This window comes from Serratia sp. JUb9, from assembly GCF_014298095.1.
GTDB classification, from domain to species: Bacteria; Pseudomonadota; Gammaproteobacteria; order Enterobacterales; family Enterobacteriaceae; genus Serratia_B; species Serratia_B rhizosphaerae.
On record NZ_CP060416.1, the window covers coordinates 2,635,145 to 2,657,474 of the forward strand.

The 22,330-nt window shown below is 59.1% G+C and carries 21 protein-coding genes; 12 read left to right on the forward strand and 9 right to left on the reverse strand.

All coding sequences use genetic code 11. The features are described 5' to 3' along the window. Window positions 1-397 precede the first annotated feature (397 nt). Both HF675_RS12470 and HF675_RS12475 read left to right on the forward strand, forming a co-directional pair. Entirely contained in the window at window positions 398-1,219 is an 822-nt protein-coding gene (locus tag HF675_RS12470) for a mannosyl-3-phosphoglycerate phosphatase-related protein (RefSeq protein ID WP_111738060.1), read from the forward strand. Continuing rightward, a complete protein-coding gene (locus HF675_RS12475; protein WP_111737119.1) occupies window positions 1,212-2,426 on the forward strand; it encodes a glycosyl transferase in 1,215 nt (404 codons plus the stop codon). The genes HF675_RS12470 and HF675_RS12475 overlap by 8 nt, the downstream gene beginning before the upstream one ends. Window positions 2,427-2,431: 5 nt before the next feature. Here HF675_RS12475 and HF675_RS12480 read toward each other — a convergent pair whose 3' ends face one another. Next, window positions 2,432-3,310 carry an AraC family transcriptional regulator gene (locus HF675_RS12480; protein WP_105231099.1) on the reverse strand — a complete coding sequence of 293 codons (879 nt, stop codon included), beginning with the start codon at window positions 3,308-3,310 and terminating at the stop codon, window positions 2,432-2,434. Between the two features lie 171 nt (window positions 3,311-3,481). On the opposite strand from HF675_RS12480, the gene HF675_RS12485 reads away from it, so the two are divergent. The 4 genes from HF675_RS12485 (at window position 3,482) to HF675_RS12500 (ending at window position 7,568) form a co-directional block, all read left to right on the forward strand. Beyond that, window positions 3,482-4,387: a DMT family transporter gene (locus HF675_RS12485; RefSeq protein ID WP_111737120.1), complete on the forward strand. Its 906-nt coding sequence runs from the start codon at window positions 3,482-3,484 to the stop codon at window positions 4,385-4,387. A gap of 148 nt (window positions 4,388-4,535) precedes the next feature. Next, window positions 4,536-5,708 (forward strand): histidinol-phosphate transaminase, encoded by a 1,173-nt coding sequence (locus HF675_RS12490; RefSeq protein WP_187043122.1) that lies wholly within the window; start codon window positions 4,536-4,538, stop codon window positions 5,706-5,708. Between the two features lie 115 nt (window positions 5,709-5,823). Continuing rightward, complete coding sequence (locus tag HF675_RS12495) at window positions 5,824-6,834, forward strand: alpha/beta fold hydrolase (protein WP_187043123.1); 1,011 nt, start codon at window positions 5,824-5,826, stop codon at window positions 6,832-6,834. 62 nt (window positions 6,835-6,896) lie between these two features. Then, a complete protein-coding gene (locus HF675_RS12500; RefSeq protein WP_187043124.1) occupies window positions 6,897-7,568 on the forward strand; it encodes a dihydrofolate reductase family protein in 672 nt (223 codons plus the stop codon). A gap of 79 nt (window positions 7,569-7,647) precedes the next feature. Here the strand turns inward: HF675_RS12500 and HF675_RS12505 are convergent, their stop codons facing one another. Beyond that, window positions 7,648-8,169 (reverse strand): chromate transporter, encoded by a 522-nt coding sequence (locus HF675_RS12505; RefSeq protein ID WP_187043125.1) that lies wholly within the window; start codon window positions 8,167-8,169, stop codon window positions 7,648-7,650. Then, window positions 8,166-8,735 (reverse strand): chromate transporter, encoded by a 570-nt coding sequence (locus tag HF675_RS12510; RefSeq protein WP_105231093.1) that lies wholly within the window; start codon window positions 8,733-8,735, stop codon window positions 8,166-8,168. Before HF675_RS12510 ends, HF675_RS12505 begins: the two co-directional genes overlap by 4 nt. 96 nt (window positions 8,736-8,831) lie before the next feature. Here HF675_RS12510 and HF675_RS12515 point away from each other — a divergent pair, with 96 nt between their 5' ends. From HF675_RS12515 to pdxY, 3 genes are all read left to right on the forward strand, one after another. After that, window positions 8,832-9,746, forward strand: coding sequence for a LysR family transcriptional regulator (locus HF675_RS12515; RefSeq protein WP_105233332.1), 915 nt, complete (start codon window positions 8,832-8,834; stop codon window positions 9,744-9,746). A 182-nt stretch (window positions 9,747-9,928) separates the two neighbouring features. Further along, a complete protein-coding gene (gene pbpG, locus HF675_RS12520) occupies window positions 9,929-10,696 on the forward strand; it encodes a D-alanyl-D-alanine endopeptidase (protein WP_232251680.1) in 768 nt (255 codons plus the stop codon). Between the two features lie 153 nt (window positions 10,697-10,849). Next, on the forward strand, window positions 10,850-11,689 hold the full coding sequence (pdxY, locus tag HF675_RS12525; RefSeq protein ID WP_105231091.1) for a pyridoxal kinase: 840 nt from the start codon (window positions 10,850-10,852) through the stop codon (window positions 11,687-11,689). A 28-nt stretch (window positions 11,690-11,717) separates the two neighbouring features. Here pdxY and HF675_RS12530 read toward each other — a convergent pair whose 3' ends face one another. Next, entirely contained in the window at window positions 11,718-12,440 is a 723-nt protein-coding gene (locus HF675_RS12530; RefSeq protein WP_187043126.1) for a flagellar brake protein, read from the reverse strand. A gap of 210 nt (window positions 12,441-12,650) precedes the next feature. Continuing rightward, a complete protein-coding gene (locus HF675_RS12535) occupies window positions 12,651-14,378 on the reverse strand; it encodes a lysophospholipid acyltransferase family protein (RefSeq protein ID WP_187043127.1) in 1,728 nt (575 codons plus the stop codon). A 286-nt stretch (window positions 14,379-14,664) separates the two neighbouring features. Here HF675_RS12535 and ogt point away from each other — a divergent pair, with 286 nt between their 5' ends. The 3 genes from ogt to uspE all read left to right on the forward strand — a co-directional run bounded on the left by ogt (window position 14,665) and on the right by uspE (window position 17,236). Further along, window positions 14,665-15,189, forward strand: a complete 525-nt coding sequence (gene ogt / locus HF675_RS12540; protein ID WP_187043128.1) for a methylated-DNA--[protein]-cysteine S-methyltransferase — start codon at window positions 14,665-14,667, stop codon at window positions 15,187-15,189. Between the two features lie 196 nt (window positions 15,190-15,385). Then, window positions 15,386-16,147, forward strand: a complete 762-nt coding sequence (locus HF675_RS12545; RefSeq protein ID WP_105231087.1) for an FNR family transcription factor — start codon at window positions 15,386-15,388, stop codon at window positions 16,145-16,147. Window positions 16,148-16,273: 126 nt separating this feature from the next. Beyond that, entirely contained in the window at window positions 16,274-17,236 is a 963-nt protein-coding gene (gene uspE / locus HF675_RS12550; protein ID WP_105231086.1) for a universal stress protein UspE, read from the forward strand. A 63-nt stretch (window positions 17,237-17,299) separates the two neighbouring features. Here uspE and fabV read toward each other — a convergent pair whose 3' ends face one another. From fabV to pntA, 4 genes are all read right to left on the reverse strand, one after another. Then, window positions 17,300-18,493 (reverse strand): enoyl-ACP reductase FabV, encoded by a 1,194-nt coding sequence (gene fabV, locus HF675_RS12555; protein WP_187043129.1) that lies wholly within the window; start codon window positions 18,491-18,493, stop codon window positions 17,300-17,302. A 187-nt stretch (window positions 18,494-18,680) separates the two neighbouring features. Then, window positions 18,681-19,109 carry a VOC family protein gene (locus HF675_RS12560; protein WP_197710659.1) on the reverse strand — a complete coding sequence of 143 codons (429 nt, stop codon included), beginning with the start codon at window positions 19,107-19,109 and terminating at the stop codon, window positions 18,681-18,683. Window positions 19,110-19,285: 176 nt separating this feature from the next. Beyond that, window positions 19,286-20,674: a Re/Si-specific NAD(P)(+) transhydrogenase subunit beta gene (gene pntB, locus HF675_RS12565; protein WP_054305037.1), complete on the reverse strand. Its 1,389-nt coding sequence runs from the start codon at window positions 20,672-20,674 to the stop codon at window positions 19,286-19,288. A gap of 10 nt (window positions 20,675-20,684) precedes the next feature. After that, the gene (gene pntA / locus HF675_RS12570; protein ID WP_111737127.1) at window positions 20,685-22,214 is read right to left on the reverse strand and encodes a Re/Si-specific NAD(P)(+) transhydrogenase subunit alpha; all 1,530 of its coding nucleotides are present in this window, start codon (window positions 22,212-22,214) and stop codon (window positions 20,685-20,687) included. Window positions 22,215-22,330 lie beyond the last annotated feature (116 nt).

A 22,330-nucleotide genomic window follows, 5' to 3' on the forward strand; every position in this document is an offset into this window, starting at 1 on the left:
GAGCCGGATAAAATCAACGCCCCGGAACGCAAATTTACACCTTATAAAACAATAACATCGGAATCTCATTGGCTATGAAAAATAAAGACGAATGACTCATCATAAAAATGAATTCACGACTTCACCTGTAAACGAAATATTCACAAAAAACGGTAATTGCACGCGCTCAAAATATCTATTTAACACACAGCCCGGGGCGGCTGTTGTTGCTCCGTTCCGGCCACCACCATGCCGCTGATGATTTCTCTGGCTTCCTCTCATCAAATCCATCCTGTGGCGGTGAAACTTGCACGAACCGAGATAACCCATTAGGGTTAACTGTGACGTACGTCACAAAATCCACGCTGAGGCGCGCGCTCCGCATCTGCGGCGCCACGTAATGACCGATGGGGATAAGATGCTGACGCTGAAAGACAATTTGCTGATTTTTACCGATCTGGACGGCTCTTTGCTGGATCATGACAGTTACAGCTGGCAGGCGGCGCAGCCCTGGCTGGGCCGCCTCAGCGCCGCGCGGATACCTCTGATTATCGCCAGCAGTAAAACGGCGGCGGAAATTGCCATACTGCAACAGCGCCTTGGCCTGAGCGCCTTTCCTTTTATCGCCGAAAACGGCGCGCAGATCGTTTTCCCGCCCGGCTGGCGTCAGCCTGCGCGTATCTTTGGCGCGGACTATGCCGCCATTGTCAACGCATTGCACCGCCTGCACGCCAGTTTCGCTTTTCGCGGCTTTGCCGACGCCGACGATGCGACGGTGGCGCAGTGGTGCGGATTTACCCCGCAGGAGGCCCGGCTGGCGCGACAGCGCGCAGGCTCCGAACCACTGTGCTGGCTGGACGATCAGCAGCAGCTGGCGCACTTTCGCCATGCGCTGGCGCAACAGCGGCTGACGCTGACCCGTGGCGGCCGCTTTTACCATGTGATGGGACGCGGCGTCAGCAAGGGGCGCGCCGCCCGCTGGTTGATCCGGTACTATCAGCGACGCCATCAACGCCCTTTCACCACGCTGGCGCTGGGCGACGGGCCGAACGACCTGCCGCTGCTGCAGAGCGCGGACTATGCCGTGCTGATCCGCGCCCTGCGCTCTGAACCCCTTCCATTGCCAGCGACACGGCGCGGCCGGCTGTACCGCAGCCGACAAACCGGCCCGGCCGGCTGGAGCGAGGGACTGGACCACTTTCTGTTACCCGGTAAAGCGCGGAGGATTGCCCATGAGTGAGTTTTATCAGGATGGCATCATCACCAACTTCCATAATCTGACCCGTCGGCCAATTGCCGAGCTGGAGTATGAGCTACAGGTGTTCGCCGGCCGCACGCCGCTGGGGCTGATTTTACCTTCGCTCTATACGGAGCTTGAAGGGCCGGCGCTGGACCATATCGTCGAAACGCTGGCGCAGGTGCCCTATCTGCAGGAGATCGTCATTGGCCTGGATCGCGCCGACCGGCAGCAGTTTGAGCATGCCAAACGCTTCTTCTCCCGCCTGCCGCAGCGGCATCGTATCTTGTGGAACGACGGCCCGCGCCTCAGCGCCATCGCCAGCCGGCTCAGTGACAAAGGGCTGGCGCCGAGTGAACCCGGCAAAGGCCGCAACGTCTGGTTTTGCAGCGGCTATACGCTGGCGTCACGCCGCAGCAGCTGCGTAGCACTGCACGACTGTGACATTGTCACTTACGATCGTCAGCTTCTGGCCCGCCTGCTCTATCCGCTGGCCAATCCGCACTTTCATTATGATTTTTGCAAAGGCTATTACGCCCGCGTGGCGGACGGAAAACTAAATGGCCGGGTCGGCCGGCTGCTGGTATTCCCGCTGCTGAAATCGCTGCAAAAAGTGTATGGCAACTCAGACTTTCTGGAGTATCTGCGCAGCTACCGCTATCCGCTGTCCGGTGAATTCGCCATGCGCACCCATATTCTCAACAATCTGCGCATTCCCAGCGATTGGGGGCTTGAGATCGGCGTACTGTCGGAGGTGCAGCGCACCACCGCCACCAACCGCATCTGTCAGGTGGATATTGCCGATAATTACGATCATAAACATCAGCCGATGTCGGAACATGACCCCGCCGGCGGCCTGCAGCGCATGGCCATTGATATTACCAAGGCGCTGTATCGCAAACTGGCGATCCAGGGCGTCAGCATCACCAGCGACTCTTTTCGCGTGCTGCGCGCCACCTACTACCGCACCGCGCTGGATATGATTGACGCCTTCGACCACGATGCCAGAATCAACGGCCTGACGTTTGACCGCCACAGCGAGGAGTCAGCGGTGGAGCTGTTCGCCCAGGTAATTACGCAGGCCGGCCAGCAGTTTATGGACGCGCCGGCGGAGAGCAAACCGTTTGTACCCAGTTGGAATCGCGTGCAGTCGGCCTTCCCCGATATTCTGCAGCAGCTTTATCAGGCGGTGGAAGAAGATAATCAGTAGGCCGCTCAGGCCGATGTTGTACCCTGGCGCATTTGCTGCGGCGTCATGCCGTAATACGCCTTGAAGCGGTTGCTGAAGTGGCTGGCGGAGCTGAAACCGCAGGCCAGCGCAATCTGGGTCACCGGCAATACGCCGTGACGCAGCAGGTGCGCCGCCCGCTGCAGCCGCGCCCGCATCACGTATTGGTGCGGCGCCAGACCGGTATCGTGTTTAAACATGCGGGCAAAGTGAAATTCGCTGAGTCCGGCCTGCGCCGCCAGTTCACCCAGCAGCAGCGGCTGCTCCAGATGTTCATTGATAAAATCGCACACCCGGCGCAGCACCGCCGGCGCCAGCCCGCCGCGTACCGACGGCAGCCGCCACTGCAGCTGCGTATAATGCTGCAGCAAATGCGCCATCAGCATGCCGGCCGCGCTGCTGATGGTCAGTTGATTGGCGCTGTCCTGCCAGTCGACGTTCAGCAAAAACTGACGGTAGAGCCGCGTAATCTGCGTATCTTCGCCGAAAGAGCGCGCCTCAACGTTGATAGACGCCGGGCTGCGGTCCCAGGTCTGCTCGACCAGCTGCCGCAGATGACGATCGGTGCAATACAGATGAGCGAACGACAGATTGCTGCGCACGTCCCAGGTTGACTCATACTGACGCGGCATAATGCAAAAATGGTCCGGCCCGCCGCCGTTGCGCCAGCCGTCCGGCACCTTTTGGTAGCACTCGTAGCCGTCGGCGACGTACAGGCTGAGGGTATGGTGGTCGGCGCTTTCCTGAGTAATGCGATCGTCACAGTTGGACCAGGCCGCCAGCTCCACGCCGGACGCGAGATGCAGGTGATGATGCAGCCGGGCCTTATGCTCCTGCAGTGTGGTAAACGCCTTGTACGCTGACATGCCTGGCTCCGAGGATGATAAACAGGCTTCCAGTGTAAGGAGTCGCGCGCCGCGGCACCACTGCGCCGGTAAAAAAAGCGCAAGAATATGCAACTCGCCGCAGGCGTCTGCAAGCGCTCCACGGCCCGGCAACGCATAATCGCCCCTCTTTCCCGCTGGAGTGATTACCTGATGAATGCGTTGTTATACCTGGCGGTGGTGCTGATCTGGGGCACCACCTGGATTGCGATTAATCTGCAGCAACAGGGACCGGTCGCCATTCCGGTCTCCATCAGCTACCGTTTCGCTATCGCCGCGCTGGTGATGTGGCTGGCGCTGCTGCTGACCCGCAGGCTGCGCCGCATCAGCCTGCGCGACCATCTGTTCTGCCTCCTGCAGGGCTGCTGTGTGTTCGGCTTCAACTTTTACTGTTTCTATCTGGCCGCGGCCGCCGTCAGCAGCGGCCTGGAGTCGGTTATTTTCTCCATGGCGGTGCTGTTTAACGCGCTTAATGGCCTGATATTCTTCGGTCAGCGCCCCGGCCCGAACCTGCTGCCCGCCGCGTTGCTCGGCGTCAGCGGCATTGTCGCGCTGTTCTGGCACGAGCTGCGGGCCGCACAGCCGGCACCGGAGCTGCTGCACGGCGTGGGGCTGTGCCTGCTCGGCACGCTGGGTTTTTCGCTCGGCAATATGATCGGCAGCCGCCACCAGCGCCACGGGCTGGATATTCTGTCGACCAATACTTACGCCATGAGCTACGGCGCGTTGTTGATGGGGCTGCTGGCCTGGGCGCAGGGGGCGTCGTTTCAGATTGAGTGGAACAGCCGCTATCTGGGGTCGCTGTTATATCTGGCAATTTTCGGTTCGGTGATCGCGTTTGCCGCCTATTTCAGCCTGCTGGGACGCATCGGCGCCAGCGCCGCCGCTTACAGCACCCTGCTGTTTCCTCTGGTGGCGCTGACCATTTCGACGCTGTATGAGGGGTATATCTGGCATGGCAACGCGGTGATCGGCCTGTGCCTGATCCTGCTCGGCAACCTGGTTATGTTCAGCAATCCCCGCTGGTTCAGACGGTTAGTGCAACGCCGCATCGCATAACCTGCATGCCTCATGGTGCAGTTGCCCGGCCGCCGTGATGCGTTACAGTGCAACGCTGGCCGGGAACCACAATAAATCAATGAGTTACAAGTTGGCACGATTCCTGCCCCTGCTCCTTGCCACGATTTTTCAGCAAGGAGAAGTGCAGATGCAAGACAGCCATACATTGAATGTAAAACGCAGACAGTTATTAAAACTTTCGGGCGCTCTGGCCGGCGGCGTCGCGCTGGCGGGACTGAGCCGCAGCGCCCTGGCCGATGCGCAGCCGTCGTCCTCGGCCGGCTTTACCACACCGACGGCCGAACATCCTATCCGCATCAATTTCAATGAAAATGCGCTCGGCATGTCGCCGCGGGCGCAGGCGGCGGCGCGCGACGCCGTGGTCAAGGCCAACCGCTACGCCAAAGAGGAAATTATCGCGCTGCGCAGCCAACTGGCCGGCCGTTATCAACTGCCAGACGAGTCCATTCTGCTGACCGCCGGCTCTTCGGAGGGCATTCGCGCCGCTATCGAGGCTTACGCCACATTGGATACACAGCTGGTGATCCCGGCGCTGACCTACGGCGACGGCGAGCACTTCGCCGCCATCGCCGGGATGAAAATCACCAAAGTGCCAATGCTGGACGGCTGGCAGTTCGATATCAACGGACTGAAACAGGCGGTTGCCAACCACGCCGGCCCGTCGCTGGTGTATCTGGTCAACCCGAACAATCCCACCGCCACCATCACGCCGGCCGACCTGATCGAACCCTGGATCGCCAGCAAACCGGCCAATACGGTGTTTATTGTTGATGAAGCCTATGCCGAATTCGTCAACGACCCGCGCTTCCGCTCGGTCGGCCCGCTGCTGAAACAGGGCGCCGACAACGTGATCCTGCTGAAAACCTTCTCCAAAATCTACGCCATGGCCGGCATGCGCGTGGGATACGCCGTGGCGCAACCGGCGCTGATCGCCCGCCTGGCCAATCACGTGGCCGGCGAAAAGATCAATTTTTGCGGCGTGGACGCCGCTCTGGCTTCGCTGCACGATGAGGCCTTCGTCACCTACAGCAAGAAAAGCAATGATACTTCGCGGCAGATATTGCTGAAGACGCTGGACGAATTAGGCCTCGACTATCTACCGTCGGAAGCCAATTTCGTGTTCTTTAAGCTCACCACGCCGCTCGCCGCCTTCCAGCAGCAAATGAAACAGGCAGGCATTCTGGTGGGACGTGCTTTCCCGCCGGCCGATGACTGGTGCCGCATCTCGCTGGGAACGCCGCAGGAAATGACCTTTGTCGCCCACACCCTGAAGCAGTTCCGCAGCCAGAAGCAGCTGTAGCCGTCCGTCGCCCCGCTGCTGCGGGGCTATCGCCCAGCGTTGACCGTTCTTTACCCTGCGCGTACGCATTAGCCACTATACTCAGGACTCTTTCGCTTTTTATAAGGACTTCAGGATGTTAAAACTTTCCCGTTGCGCCCTGCTGGCGGGCGCGCTGTTGCCCTGCGCCGTCGGTGCCGCTGAAAACCCGCAATATGGCGTCGAACTGCAAGGTTTTCACTACCCTTATCCGCTGCAGAAATTCAGCTTCCGCTCGCAGGGCCAGACCTTAAGCATGGGTTATATGGACGTCGTGCCCGACGGCGACGCCAACGGGCAGACCGTGGTGCTGATGCACGGTAAAAACTTCTGCGGCGCCACCTGGGAAGATACCATCAAGGCGCTGAGCAAGGCCGGTTACCGGGTGATCGCCCCGGATCAAATCGGTTTCTGCAGCTCCAGCAAGCCGCCGCATTACCAATACAGCTTCCAGCAGCTGGCGCAAAACACCCACGATCTGCTGAAAAAACTCAAGATCTCCTCAGCGACGCTGGTCGGCCACTCGACCGGCGGTATGCTGGCCACGCGCTATGCGCTGATGTATCCGCAGCAAACGCGGCAACTGGTGATGGTCAACCCGATCGGCCTTGAGGACTGGAAGGCGAAAGGCGTGCCCTGGCGCAGCGTCGATCAATGGTTTGAGCGCGAGCTGAAAACCAGCGCCGCCGGCATTAAACAGTATGAACAGAAAACCTACTACGGCGGCCGCTGGCAGCCGCAGTATGACCGCTGGGTCGATATGCTGGCCGGGCTGAACAACGGCCCCGGCAAACGGCTGGTGGCGTGGAACTCGGCGCTGATCTACGACATGATCTATACCCAGCCGGTCTATTACGAATTTAAAAACCTGCAGATGCCGACCACCCTGCTGATCGGCACCGACGATACCACGGCGATCGGCAGCGACATTGCCCCGTCGGCGGTCAAGGCGCAGATTGGCGACTATCACCAATTGGGCAAGCAGGTGGCGAAGCTGATCCCACAGGCGACACTGGTCGAGTTCCCGGGGCTGGGCCATGCGCCGCAAATGGAACAGCCGGAGAAATTCCACCAGGCGCTGCTGAAGGCGCTGCGCTCACGGGGGTGAATTGGCAGAGTCGGCGTCAGCGCTCTACCCTTAAAAGGTAATAATCAACCGAGGGTAGCATTATGCGACGGATTATCGTTGGCGCCTTTCTCAGCCTGGACGGGGTGATGCAGGCGCCGGGCGCGCCGGAAGAAGATCGCGCCGGCGGGTTTCGCTACGGCGGCTGGACGGTGCCCTACTGGGACGACCAGATCGCCGCCGCCATGGGCGATCTGTTCTCCCGCCCGTTCGACCTGCTGCTGGGGCGCAGAACCTATGACATTTTCGCCGCGCACTGGCCCTATGTGGAAAGCGACCCTGCGGCCGGCAGTTTCGATCAAATCAGTTACGATGCGGCGCGCTTGTTCAATCAGGCGACCAAATACGTTGCTACCCATCACAGCGACACGCTCTGCTGGCAGAACAGCCACTCTCTGGGCCAGAATGTGCCGGCGGCGCTGAATGCGCTGAAGGCCGAAGACGGGCCGGATTTAATCGTGCAGGGCAGCGGCGAACTGGTACAGCAGCTGTTGTCCTACGATTTGGTGGATGAACTGCGGCTGCTGATTTATCCGGTACTGCTGGGAGACGGTAAACGGTTGTTCGCCGAGGGGCTGACGGCGATGGCCTTTATGCTGGAAAAAGCGCTCAGTACCCCCAGCGGCGTGGTAATTGCGCACTATCAGCGCGGCGGGGAAATCGAGCTGGGCACCTTCGCACTGGAACATGCCCGCGAGCCGGAACACCCCTGGTAAAATTGGTTATGGCAGAAGCTTTAGTTTCTGCAGCAATGAGTCGGCATGCCTGCGCTTAAAGGGCGCAGGGCACCTCATCTCAGGCAATCAACAGCCCCAGCAGCGCGCCGCCGGCCAGTACCCACAGCGGATGCAGCCGTTTGTGCATACTCAGCAGCGTGGCGACGCCAATCAGCAACGCCAGACGCCAGTTGCCGGCCGATGCCTCGGCGATCAACGCGCCGCTGGCGGCGACCAGCCCCACCGTTACCGGCACCAGCCCGGCCTGCACGTAGCGCCGCCACGGCCGATCCTTGAAACGCTTCCACACCTGCATCACCAGTAAGGTGACCAGCGACGACGGCACAAACTTGGCCAGCGAGGACACCAGCAACCCTGCCCAGCCGGCGACGTGCCAGCCGATCAGCGGCACCACCATCATATTCGGCCCCGGCGCCGCCTGTGCCATAGCGAACAACGCACTGAACTCCTGCGCGCTCATCCACTGATGCACCTCAACCACCTGTCGCTGCATCTCCGGCAGAATGGTGATGCCGCCGCCGAACGCCATCAGAGAAAGCTCGCTAAAGATGACCGCTAACGCGATAAGCACTGGAATCATAACCATTTTCTCCAGGCCAGCAAAATGCTGAGCGGCGCCAGCGTCAACATGGTCGGCAACAGCGGCAGACGCAGCCAGGCGATCGCCAGCAGACACAGCGCAGCGACCGCCAGCGCCAGCCAGCGGCCACGCAGCGGCTGCAACATTTTTAACGCGGTCGCCAACAGCAGCCCGGCGGCGGCGGCGGCCAGCCCGGCGAACAGATGCTGAATATGAGCGTCGTTCTGAAAACGCGCATAGACCGCGCCCAGGACAACCACAATTGCCGTCGGCGCGCAAATCAGCCCCAGCAGCGCGCTGCAGGCGCCGCGCAGGCCGCGAAACTCCATACCAACCGCCACCGACAGGTTAATCACATTGCCGCCGGGCAAAAACTGGCACAGGCCGAGCAGATCGGTAAACTGCTCGCCGCTCAACCAGCGCCGCTCTTCAACCAGCATCCGCCGCGCCAGCGGCAGCACGCCGCCGAAGCCGATCAGCCCCAGCATTAAAAACCCCTGAAACAGCGCCCAGTTGCCGGGAACCACCGTTTCTGTTGATACCTTCACCATGTTCGTCTCAGCCATGACGCCTCTCACTTGCCGTTTGATGGCTGGTATGATGCGCGCACGCATGCCATGATGTCTAATGCATTTCCTGGATACAAACCATACCTTGAGGGTATTGATATGATTGAACTGCGCCGGCTGAAAGCCTTTGTCACCGTGGTTGAGGAAGGCAATATTACCCGCGCCGCCGAACGGCTGTGCATTCAGCAACCGCCGCTCAGCCGCCTGCTGCAGGGATTGGAGGAGGAACTGGGCGTGCAACTGCTGCAGCGCCTGCCGCGCGGCGTGCGCGCCACCGACGCCGGCGATGTGTTGCTCCGTGAGGCGCGGGCGCTGCTGGCACGCGCCGCAACGCTGGGGGATGCGGTACGCCGCGCCGCCCGCGGTGAACAGGGGCATATCGCCATCGGTTTTACCAGCTCGGCGGCGCTGCACCCGTTCGTGCCCAACCTGCTGCGCCGCTACCGCGAAATCCTGCCGGACGTCGCCACACAGTTGGAAGAGGCCGGCAGCGGGGAGTTGATGGATGCGTTGGTTGACGAGCGGCTTGACGCGGCCTTTGTGCGTTCGCCGGTCAGTGAAATTCCCGGTTTAAGTATTGAACCGGTGCTGCGCGAAAGTATGCTGATCGCCCTGCCGGTCGGCCACCGGCTGGCTGACAATGCCCAGACGCCGCTGCCGCTGACGGCGCTGGCCCATGAAGCATTTATTCTTTACCGCCGCCCGGCGGGACAAGGGCTGTACGACGCCATCCTCGCCGCCTGTTACCGCGCCGGCTTCAGCCCGCGCATCGTGCAGGAGGCCCCGCGCCTGCCGGCGACGCTCAGCCTGGTCGGTGCCGGCCTGGGGCTGTCAATCGTGCCGGCGTCGATGCGCCGCCTTGGCGGCGACGGCATCGTTTATCGCGCCATCCGCGATGCCGATGACCTGGCCGCGCCGCTGTATCTGGCGCTGCGCGGCAACCGACACTCACCCATCGTCAGCCGTTTTCGCGAACTGGTCAGCGAAGCGGTGGCCGCAGAAAAGTAGCCTGCTTATTATTAAGCGTGGGGCGTTTGCTCAAAACCTCGCCCCGTTCCCCCTATTTTCTCCACATTTGCTCGGCAGACTCATGACGGTATCTGTTAATCGTTTTAGTCAAAAGTCACGGTGTCATGTCATTGTTTAATTCTCTTTCCCGCCGGCTGATAGCCGTCGCAGCCGCCTGCGTCATGCTGTCCACAGTCTCTATTGCACAGGCTTCCGCCCCGCTCGCTCTGCACTCCCGCGCCGCTCTGGTGGTCAATGCCAAGACCGGCAAGACGCTGTATCAGAAACAGGCCAACCGACGTATGCCGATTGCCTCACTGAGTAAACTGATGACCGCCATGGTGGTGCTGGATAATAAACGCCCGCTGGGCAATAAAATAAAGGTGACCCGCGCCGACCGTGATTTACTGAAGAAAACCCACTCGCGTCTGACCGTCGGCTCCGTCCTCAGCCGACGCGATATGCTGCATATTGCGCTGATGTCGTCGGAAAACCGCGCGGCGGCGGCGCTGAGCCGTTACTATCCCGGCGGGCGTCCGGCATTCGTCGCCCGGATGAACCGCAAGGCGCGCCAGATCGGTATGAAAAACACCCGTTTCCGCGATCCGACCGGGCTGACGCCGCGCAATGTCTCCACCGCGCGCGATCTGCTGAAAATGGTGAAGCACGCCTACCGCTATCAGACCATTCGCGCCTTCAGCACCGATAAGCAGCAGATTGTGCACCCCGGCCGCGGCCAACTGGTGTACCGCAGTTCCAACGGTCTGATTAACAATCATGCCTGGGATATCCGGCTGCAAAAAACCGGCTACACCAACGAGGCCGGCCACTGTCTGGTGGTGCGCACGGTCATTAAGGGCCAGCCGATCGTGATGATTTTGCTGGGTTCACAGCAGCGCTATGGCCACTACAGTGACGCCATCCGCCTGAAGAACTGGCTGGAATCCTGACCCCGAACGGCCGCGTCACGCGCGGCCGTTGCCGATGTTTTCTGCTGTCGCCCCACTCCCCGCTATCTTGCTATCTTGCTATCTTGCTATCGCTTATTGCCGCGCACGGCGCGATAATCAACCGTAAACTCTTTTTCGGTTAAGGAAGCGCCCATGCCACAGTTTTCCTCTTTGTCGCCTGCGCCGATCGATGTGATCAGCATTCAGTCACAGGTCATTTACGGCAGCGTCGGCAACGGCATTGCCTACCGCACTCTGCTGGCCAAGGGGTTACAGGCGCTGCAGGTGCCGACGGTGTTATTCGGCTGTCCGCCCTATTATGGCCCGCCGCACGGCGGCGTGATCCCCGACGACTGGTTCGGCGGCTTTCTCGACGATCTGCTGGCGCGCGGTGTGGCCCAGCGGGCGCGTGCGGTCATTGTCGGCTATCTGGGTAATGACAGCCAATGTCAACTGCTGGCGAACTGGCTGCGGCGCGTCAGAGAACTCAATCCGCAGGTGTTGATCGTGATTGACCCGGTAATGGGCGATTACGGCGAAGGGGTTTACGTCAACCAGCGGCTGGTCGACAGCTACCGGTCACCATTCCTGCAACTGGCCGACGGGCTGACGCCCAACGGCTTTGAGCTGGAGCAGATCTGCGGTGAAACGCTGACCAGCCCGGAACAGACCATACGCGCCGCGCGGGCGCTGCTGAATGATGTCACCCGCTGGGTGCTGGTAACCAGCGTCCCCGACCAGCGGGCCGATCCACAGGAGATCGGTCTGCTGTGGGTTACCGCCGAGGAAGCCAGATCCATCAGCCATCGCAAAATTGACGCCAACGTCAAAGGCACCGGCGATATGTTTACCGCGCTGCTGGTCAGCCGGCTGCTGGCCGGCGAACCGGCGGAGAACGCCGTTTATCACGCGATTGAAGAGGTATGTGCCGCTCTGACGGAGGCGGCTCGTTACGGTTGGGGAGAAATTGGCCGTCTGTCGGCGTCAGAATAAAGCAGGCCGGCGCGGCACGCCGCGCCGCTCAACGTTTTTTCTTTTTGTTGAAGTCCAGATCGAATGCATACACCGCGCTTTGTAATTTGCGCATTGTGGCAGGACTGACATCGGTAAAACGGCAGGAAAGGCGGGAAAAATGCCGGTTATCCTCTTCATTTTCCGGGCTGACGTCGTGATCGTCGGAGATCGCCAGCAGTTCCATATTCACTTTGAAGGTGCCGTAACTGTCCAGGTTCAGCTGGACTTTGTGGAACATAAAGCCGGGGTGCAGAAACGACGGAACCTCGCCGTCCAGGCGCAGGCCGACGCCGCCCACGGAAATATCATGGATGCGCAATTGCAGAGGCGAACCGTCGGGGCAATCGCCGTGACAATAGAAATCGCGCCAGTAAGGCGTAGTAATCCGCGGCTGGCGGCGACGTTGAATGTACTTCAGTTCTTTCGGCAGTTGGGCAGAAAATGCCTCGTTTTCCTGATGACGTATCCGCTCGGCGCTATCGACCAAAAACTCGATTTTGGCGTCATAGCCTTCAATCACCACCTGCAGCTGACCGCCGGTGCACTGCTGACAATCGCTGCAGTCAAAGACGATATTGCCGGCGCCCACGCTTAATAGCTGGCTGTAAAAGAATTGTTGCTGTTGATTAGCGATGCGCATCGGCGTGCGCTGCTTGTAGATATCTCGCAAAATGGCCAGAACTTCAAAACGCTCTTGCTTGATAAACAGTCCGTTATTGAGCTGCTCCACTCGTCTCTCCTGACTTTTTCACTCATACTTACAAATTCCTTACGCTTATCATTACTGCGAATAATCTTAAAGTCAAATTTACATATTTTTACATCTAAATAAAGAAATATCTGCTAGTTACGTATTTACGGGTGAGGCAGCGGCAGGCGAAGCAACGCGTGCCCCTGACTATTCTTTTGTCAGGAGCAGCGTAAACGGCAGGACAACGGGTTAAGGCGTGATGCGCTGGCGGTGTGCCGGCTGATGGATGGCGATATAGCGCTGATAGCGGGCCGGTTTGAGTCTGGACAGATCGACCAGCACCAGCCCGTCGATACAGTTATTAAAGGCCGGATCGGTGCCAAAATCGATAAACTGTACGCCGCCCGGCTCGCACAGCTCGCTGTACTGTTTGTAAAGCGTCGGAATCGAACAACCCAGGTTATTCAGCAGGCTTTTCAGCCGAACCAGATCGCCCTGATAGTCATCGCCGGCAAACTGCGCCAGCACCTGCGGCAGCGAAGCAGGATAAGGCTGACGCGACTGGGCCAGCGGATTGTCAGAGGCAAAATAGAGCCGGTAAAAGGCAATCAGCAGATCCCGCGCCGCAACAGGCATGCCACCGGAGATCGACACCGGCCCGAACAGATAGCGATATTGCGGGTATTTGGCCAGATAAGCACCAATGCCCAGCCACAGATAGTCCAGCCCGCGTTTGCCCCAATAGGTCGGCTGAATAAAGCTGCGGCCCAGCTCAATGCCCTGCGCCAGTATCGGCATCATATCGCGGTCATAATCAAACAGGCTGTTGCTGTAGATGCCCGCCAGCCCTTTGCGTTCCAGCTGTTCGCCGGTGGGAATAAAGCGGTAGGCGCCGACGATATCCAGCGCCTCTTCATCCCACAGCACCAGGTGATAATAGTCGTCGTCGTAGCTGTCCAGATCGCGGCGGCGGCCGGAGCCTTCCCCCACCGCGCGGAATGCAATCTCCCGCAGGCGCCCCAATTCCCGCAGGATTGGCGAGCGCGCGTCATCCTGCCGCCGATAGAGGAAAATCGCTTTGCCATCGGGAGTTTTTCCCAGTTGTTCACAGGCTTTCAGCGCTTTTTTCAGTTCCTGGCGATCTTCCGGCAAGGCAATGGGCGACTCGCTGGCAAACAGGCCGCTTTTCCCCTGGCCCAGGCGGTACACATGGCGGCGAAAACGTTCGGCCAGATCGCGGGCGCTGGTGTGGCCGTCGTGCCAGCTGTTAAACGGAATCCGCCCGCCGATACGCATTTTGATGCGGCCGCCGCGCTGCTGGAACATTTCGCGCACCAGCAGCAGCGTCGACAAAGGGCGATACGCCAGCGAGGCGAGATAAAACAGACTGCTGTTGCGGGCGCTGATATGAATCGGCACGATTGGCGCCCGTGCTTTGGCCGCCAGCCGCAGAAAGCCGGTATGCCAGTGGCCGTCGCGGATCCCCTGCGGGCTGATGCGCGATACCTCTCCGGCCGGGAACATAATCAGCACGCCCTGCCGTTCCAACTGCTGCTGCATAGCCTGGATCTGCTGACGGCTGGTCTTGTACGCCACATTGTCGACCGGGACAAACAGGCTGCTCAGCGGCTCGATATAGCTCAGCACCTGGCTGGCGACCACTTTCACATCCTGACGCACCGCCGCCACGGCGCGCAGCAGCGCCAGGCCGTCCAGCGAGCCTATCGGATGATTAGCCACCAGCACCACCGGCCCCTGGCTCGGGATATTCTCCAGATCGCCGTCCACCAGTTCACAGCTGAGGTTGAAGTAGTCCACCACCTGCTCAACCAGGTCAAGCCCGCGCAGATGCGGATAGTCGGCGGCAAACTGTTTGAATTCTTTTTCGAAGAGCAGATTTCTCAGCAGGCTACGCTGCCAGGCGGGGGGATTGCGATGCGGAAAAGCGTCTTGCAGCAAAGTGTCCAAGCTAAACATCGTGTTATCTCCTTGGCCTAGTCGCAGCAAAGTTAAGCCAGCGGTATGACTGCGACATGTCAGAAAGATGACGAAAAAATTAAACCTCCCGCCCCGCCGCACGTCCCGGGCGGTGAAAAAGGCATCAGGCTTTATTGAGCATAGTCCGGCTTTGAGCCTGATTCAAAAATACGCGCGCAACCCTGCTAATCCCTTGTGGGTAATGTGCAGGTTAATGTCCGAAAGCCGCCATCGCCGCGCGTGGTTTCATGTAATAATCGGCCCATCAGTGAAGAGGAGTGAACGTATGCAGACATTTTTAATTGACCGGATGCCTACGCCGATAGGTGAACTGGTGCTGATTGCCGATGAGCAAGGTCAGCTGCGCGCCGTCGACTGGAGCGACTATTACGACAAGCTGATCAAGCTGCTGAATACCCATTACCGCCGCGGCGGTTTCCAACTACAGGAACAGCGTGACCCCGGCGGTCTGAGCAGCCTGATGCAGCGCTACTTTGCCGGCGAGCTGGAGGTCATCAACAATATCCCGGTCATGACCGCCGGCAGTGAATTCCAGCGCACCGTCTGGCGGCAGCTGCGCCGCATTCCCTGCGGGGAAACCATCACCTACGGCGAGCTGGCAAAACGTATCGGACGACCGACCGCCTCACGCGCCGTCGGCATGGCGAACGGCTCCAATCCCGTCAGCATCGTGGTGCCCTGCCATCGGGTGATTGGCTCCCAGGGCGCGCTGACCGGCTATGCCGGCGGCGTGGCGCGCAAACAGTGGCTGCTGAAACACGAAGGCTTTTTACCAAAAGATTTGCTGTAGCGTTTTTAAAGCCGCGCACCGGCCCGTGTGCGGCTTTTCATTTCAAATCATATAGTTTGCTCGCGAACAGCATAAAAGCACAGCGAAATGATTAAATATCGCACACTATGCCCCTATTCTTCCTATTGATACCCTTATAACCTGCCGCAAAAGATGTTAAAATTGACGCATATCAATTATTGCGTGAGCGTAATCTATGATCCCTGAAAAACGCGTGATCCGTCGTATCCAGTCCGGTGGTTGTGCGATCCACTGTCAGGACTGCAGCATCAGCCAGCTGTGCATCCCTTTCACCCTCAATGCCCATGAGCTTGACCAGCTCGACAACATCATTGAAAGGAAAAAGCCGATCCAAAAGGGTCAAACGCTGTTCAAGGCTGGTGATGAACTGAAGTCCCTGTATGCCATCCGTTCAGGAACCATCAAGAGCTACACCATTACCGAACAAGGCGACGAGCAGATTACCGGCTTCCATCTGGCCGGCGATCTGGTCGGCTTTGACGCCATCGGCTCGCTGAAGCATCCGAGCTTTGCCCAGGCGCTGGAAACTTCGATGGTCTGCGAAATCCCGTTCGAAACGCTGGACGATCTGGCCGGTAAAATGCCGAATCTGCGCCAGCAGATCATGCGCCTGATGAGCGGCGAGATCAAAGGCGATCAGGACATGATCCTGTTGCTGTCGAAAAAGAACGCGGAAGAGCGTCTGGCGGCGTTTGTCTATAATCTGTCGCGCCGCTTTGCCGAACGCGGTTTCTCGCAGCGCGAGTTCCGCCTGACCATGACGCGCGGCGATATCGGCAACTACCTCGGTCTGACGGTAGAAACCATCAGCCGCCTGCTGGGCCGCTTCCAGAAAAACGAAATTCTCAGCGTCAAAGGCAAATACATTACCATCGAGAATGCGGATGCCCTGTCGCAACTGGCCGGCACCCCGCGCATCAGCGTCGCTGCCGTCTGATACCATCGCCGGATCAATAATTTCTAATTATTGATCCGGCTCATCCTCTCTCCGCTGTTCTGTTTTTCAATGTTGGGTTACTCTGTAAATTAACAGACTGTTGATTTCAGCTGTAAGGAGGCCCTAATGGCGATGTATCAGAATCTTCTGGTGGCTATTGACCCCAACCAGGATGACCAGCCGGCGCTGCGCCGGGCGGTATACCTGGTCAAGCGGAATGGCGGGCGCATCAAGGCCTTCCTTCCTATCTATGACTTCTCTTACGAAATGACCACCCTGCTGTCGCCGGATGAACGTACGGCAATGCGCCAGGGCGTTATCAGCCAGCGCGCCGCATGGATCAAGGAACAGTGTCGCTTTTATCTGGAAGATGGCGTGCCCATCGAAATCAAAGTGGTCTGGCACAACCGTCCGTTTGAGGCCATTATTCAAGAAGTGCTGAACGGACAGCATGATTTACTACTGAAAATGGCGCATCAGCATGACCGGCTGGAATCGGTAATCTTTACCCCGACCGACTGGCATCTGCTGCGTAAGTGTCCGTGTCCGGTGTGGATGGTGAAAGACCAACCCTGGCCGGAAGGCGGCAAGGCGCTGGTGGCGGTCAACCTGTCCAGCGAAGAGCCGTACCACGATCCGCTCAATATCCGTCTGGTGCAGGAAACCGTCGAACTGGCGGAAAACGTTAACCAAACGGAAGTCCATCTGGTCGGCGCCTACCCGGTTACGCCGATCAATATCGCCATCGAGCTTCCCGATTTTGACCCCAGCGTTTACAACGACGCCATTCGCGGCCAGCATCTGATCGCGATGAAGGCGCTACGCCAGAAATTTGGCATCAATGAAGAGTTTACCCACGTCGAGAAAGGTCTGCCGGAAGAAGTGATTCCGGATCTGGCCGAGCACCTGCAGGCCGGCGTGGTGGTGCTGGGCACCCTGGGGCGCACCGGTATCTCCGCCGCCTTTATCGGCAACACCGCTGAACATGTGATCGACCATCTGAAATGCGACCTGTTGGTGATCAAGCCGGAAGACTTCAACTGCCCGATTGAGGCCGATGAAGATGATGAGCATGACGATGAGGACTAGAGCAACACGCCAGTCATAAACAAAACAGGGCCCCGCGGGGCCCTGTTGACGTCTGGCTGAGAATTACAGCTCGATAACGTCGAAGCGCACGTCCGGGTTGACGTCCGCATCGTAGTCCACGCCTTCCAGACCGAAGCCGAACAGGCGCAGGAACTCCTGCTTGTAACCGGTGTAGTCGGTCAGCTCGCTCAGGTTTTCCGAAGTGATGGACGGCCACAGGTCGCGACAGGCCTGCTGCACGTCGTCACGCAGTTCCCAATCGTCCATACGGATGCGCTGATGGTCGTCCAGCGCCTTGTCGCCGCCGTACAGACGGGTGCGCATCAGGCGGTAGACCTGCTCCATGCAGCCTTCGTGGATGCCTTTCTCTTTCATGATTTTGAAAGCCATGGAGATATACAGCGGCATCACCGGAATGGCGGAGGAAGCCTGGGTCACCACGGACTTCAGCACCGCTACGTGTGCAGTGCCGCCTTTAGCGGACAGATCGCCGCGGATAGCGGTCGCTGCGCGGTCCAGATCTTCTTTTGCCCGGCCGAGCGTACCGTGCCAGTAGATTGGCCAGGTCAAGTCGGTGCCGATATAGGAGTAAGCCACGGATTTCGCGCCTTCCGCCAGAACGCCGGCGCCTTCCAGCGCGGACATCCACAGTTCCCAGTCCTGACCGCCCATCACGGTGATGGTGTTTTCAATTTCTTCTTCCGTCGCCGGTTCAACGGTGGCGGAGACGATCTGATCCTTGTTGGTGTCAATCGCCGTGGTGGTGTACACCTCGCCGATTGGCTTCAGCGCAGAACGCACCACTTCGCCGGTTTCCGGCATTTTACGCACCGGAGAAGCCAGCGAGTAAACCACCAGATCGATCTGGCCGAGGTCCTGTTTGATCAGTTCGATCACTTTTTCGCGGCATTCGTTGGAAAACGCATCGCCATTGATGCTTTTCGCGTACAGGCCTTCTTCTTTGGCAGCCTTGTCGAACGCGGCGGAGTTATACCAGCCGGCAGTTGCGGGCTTGGTTTCGGTGCCGGCTTTTTCGAAGAACACGCCGATAGTGGCCGCGCCGCTACCGAAAGCCGCAGCGATACGGGAGGCCAGACCATAACCGGTGGAGGCGCCGATAACCAATACGCGTTTCGGGCCATCAGCGATAGCGCCCTGCTGTTTGGTATAGGCAATCTGACGACGAACATTGGCTTCACAACCCACCGGATGAGTGGTGGTGCAGATAAAGCCGCGAACCTTAGGTTTGATAATCATATTGGGTCTAGGATCCGTTAAATGGATGAAATCGGGACATAAGATACCGCATTACGCCCCTTAATTGTGATCTGATGTGTTGGATTGCACAAATTATGGCCTATCTGGCGTCAAATTCCGCATTTTTTACCCGTCCGCACGCCGGGATTGCCCTGATGAACGCCGGCGACATGCCGCCTGGCGGGCTTCAGTCGTCCGGCAAGGCCCAGTGCGGGTTCCACACCACTTCCCATAGATGCCCGTCCGGGTCGCGAAAGTAGCCGGCATAGCCGCCATAAAACGTCCCCTGCGCAGATTTGACGATCCCGGCCCCGGCGCGCTGCGCCGCCGTCATGATGGCATCAACCTCCGCCCGGCTGGCGACGTTGTGCCCGATGGAAAAGGCGGTCGAACTAATGGGCGTTTTCGCCAGTCCGGTGTCGTGCGCCAGGTCGTCCTGCGCCCAGATGGCAAGTTTGACCCCGCCGGATAGTTCGAAGAACGCCACCGCGCCGTGTTCAAACTCACGGCCGATAATACCGTCGGTCGGCAGGCCCAGACCGTCACGATAAAAGGCCAGGGATTTTTCCAGATCGGCAACGGCCAGCGTCAGCACGGAAATTCTCGCTTTCATCATTCACCTCAGGCAGCTTATCGGTGACATTGTCACTCAATGGCGCGCGTAATACGCGCTCCCCTTCATGCACTGTTGCTGAACTACTCAGCATAGGCGGCCAGGCGGTTGACCGCAAAAAAATGCCGGCCACGTAACGTGACCGGCATTGCAGTTTTCATCATGCCGACGCCTGACGATTACAACGCGTTTTTAATCGCATCCACGCTGGCTTTGGCGTCGCCGAACAGCATCTGGCTGTTTTCTTTAAAGAACAGCGGATTCTGCACGCCGGCGTAGCCGGTATTCATCGAGCGTTTAAACACGATAACGTTCTGCGCCTTCCACACTTCCAATACCGGCATGCCGGCGATTGGGCTGCGCGGATCTTCCAGCGCCGCCGGGTTAACGGTGTCGTTGGCGCCGATCACCAACACGGTGTCGGTATCGGCGAAGTCGTCGTTGATCTCGTCCATTTCCAGCACCACGTCGTACGGCACCTTGGCTTCCGCCAGCAGCACGTTCATATGGCCCGGCAGACGGCCGGCGACCGGGTGAATGCCGAAGCGCACGTTAATGCCGCGGGCGCGCAGTTTCTCGGTGATTTCCGCCACCGGATACTGCGCCTGCGCCACCGCCATCCCATAGCCCGGCGTGATGATCACCGAACTGGAATTACGCAGCAGTTCGGCCACCTCTTCCGCCGTAGTTTCCCGGTATTCGCCCATCTCTTCCGCCTCGCCGGTAGACGAACCGTCGGTGCCGAAACCGCCGGCAATCACGCTGATAAACGAACGGTTCATCGCCTTACACATAATGTAAGACAGGATGGCGCCGGAGGAGCCGACCAGCGCGCCGGTCACGATCAGCAGATCGTTGCTCAGCATAAAGCCGGCCGCCGCCGCCGCCCAACCGGAATAGGAGTTGAGCATTGACACCACTACCGGCATATCCGCCCCGCCGATCGAGGCCACCAGATGCCAGCCGAACGCCAGCGCGATCGCCGTCATCACCAGCAGTGCAAACACCTGCAGCCCTACGCTGTCGCTGGAAACGAACATCACCATCAGCAGGAAAGAGACCACCAGCGCCGCCAGGTTCAGTTTATGGCGGTTCGGCAGCATCAGCGGCTTGGAGGAAATTTTGCCGCGCAGCTTGCCGAATGCCACGATGGAACCGGTAAAGGTCACCGCGCCGATAAAGATGCCGAGGAACACTTCGCTCAGATGGATATTCTCCATCACCGGCTCCATCGGCGCGCCATGGTCCAGATAGCTGTTAAAACCGACCAGCACCGCCGCCAGGCCGACGAAGCTGTGCAGCATCGCCACCAGCTCCGGCATTTCGGTCATTTCCACCTTCTTCGCCAGATAAACGCCGATCGATCCGCCGATAATCATCGCGATAATGATCCAACCCACGTTGCCGGCGTCCGGCCCGAGGATGGTGGCAATCAGCGCAATCGCCATCCCGGCGATGCCGAAGCGGTTGCCCAGCTTGGAGGTTTCATGACGCGACAGCCCCGCAAGACTCAAGATAAATAAAATAGCGGCAACAATGTATGCTGCTGTAACTAATCCACCAGACATTGGTTACCCCTTATTTACGGAACATCTTCAGCATGCGCTGAGTGACGGTGAATCCGCCAAAAATATTGATGCTGGCAATCAGCACGGCGATAAAGGAGAGGAAACTCACCCAGCCGCCGTGGCCAATCTGCAACAGGGCACCAACCACAATAATGCCTGAAATCGCATTGGTGACCGACATCAACGGCGTATGCAGCGCGTGGCTGACGTTCCACACCACGTAGTAACCAACCACGCAGGCCAGCGCAAACACGGTGAAGTGCGACAGGAACTCTTTCGGCGCGGCGTCCGCCAGCCAGCCGAACAGCACCACGGCCAGCGCCATCAGGCCATACTTCAGCCACGGCGAAATCGGTTTTTTCTCCTCTTTGGCCGGCGGTTCCACGGCCTGCGCCTGCGGTTTCGGCTGGGCGGAAACCTGAATCGGCGGTGCCGGCCAGGTGATATCGCCGTCGCGCACCACCGTCACGCCGCGGATCACGCTGTCTTCAAAGTCGATATCCAGCTCGCCGTTTTTCTCCTTCGCCAGCAGCTTCAGCAGGTTGACCAGGTTGGTGCCGTACAGCTGAGAGGACTGGGTCGGCAGGCGGCTCGGCAGATCGGTATAGCCGATGATTTTCACCCCGTTGTCGCTGGTGATGATGCGATCGGCGACGGTCAGTTCGCAGTTGCCGCCGGTTTGCGCCGCCAGATCGACAACCACGCTGCCCGGCTTCATGCTGGCGACCATCTCTTTGGTAATCAGCTTCGGAGCCGGCTTGCCCGGAATCAGCGCGGTGGTGACGATAATATCCACCTCTTCCGCCTGCGCGGCAAACAGCGCCATCTCCGCCTTGATAAAGGCTTCGGACATCACCTTGGCATAGCCGTCACCGCTGCCCGCCTCTTCCTCGAAGTCCAGCTCCAGGAACTCCGCGCCCATGCTCTGCACCTGCTCCTTCACTTCCGGGCGGGTGTCAAAGGCGCGGACGATCGCTCCCAGACTGCCGGCAGCGCCGATAGCCGCCAGACCGGCGACGCCGGCGCCGATAATCATCACTTTCGCCGGCGGCACTTTACCGGCGGCGGTGATCTGCCCGGTGAAGAAGCGGCCAAATTCGTGCGCGGCCTCTACGATGGCGCGGTAGCCGGCGATATTGGCCATCGAGCTCAGCGCATCCATCGACTGCGCGCGCGAAATACGCGGCACAGAATCCATCGCCAGCGTGGTAATACGCCGCGCCGCCAGTTTTTCCATCAGCTCAGGGTTCTGCGCCGGCCAGATAAAGCTGACCAGCGTGCTCCCCTCGCGCATCAGGGCAATTTCCTCTTCCTGCGGCGCGTTGACCTTCAGGATCAGATCCGACTGCCACACCTCTGCGGCGTCGGCCACCGTCGCGCCTGCCTGTTGATAAGCGACATCTTCAAAGCTTGCCAGTTTGCCCGCATCGTGCTCGATAGCGACGCTGAAACCCAGTTTCAGCAGTTGCTCCACCGTTTTCGGCGTAGCTGCGACGCGCGCTTCATTGGCCAACCGTTCTTTAGGTACACCAATACGCATAATATTCCCTTCCGGATTATGATCTTATTATCTTCCAACCCCATAGTGATAACGCCGTCCATTGACCCGTTGCCGAAGCGTGCCGGCGGATAAATGGCGGCGTTACCTATAACCTA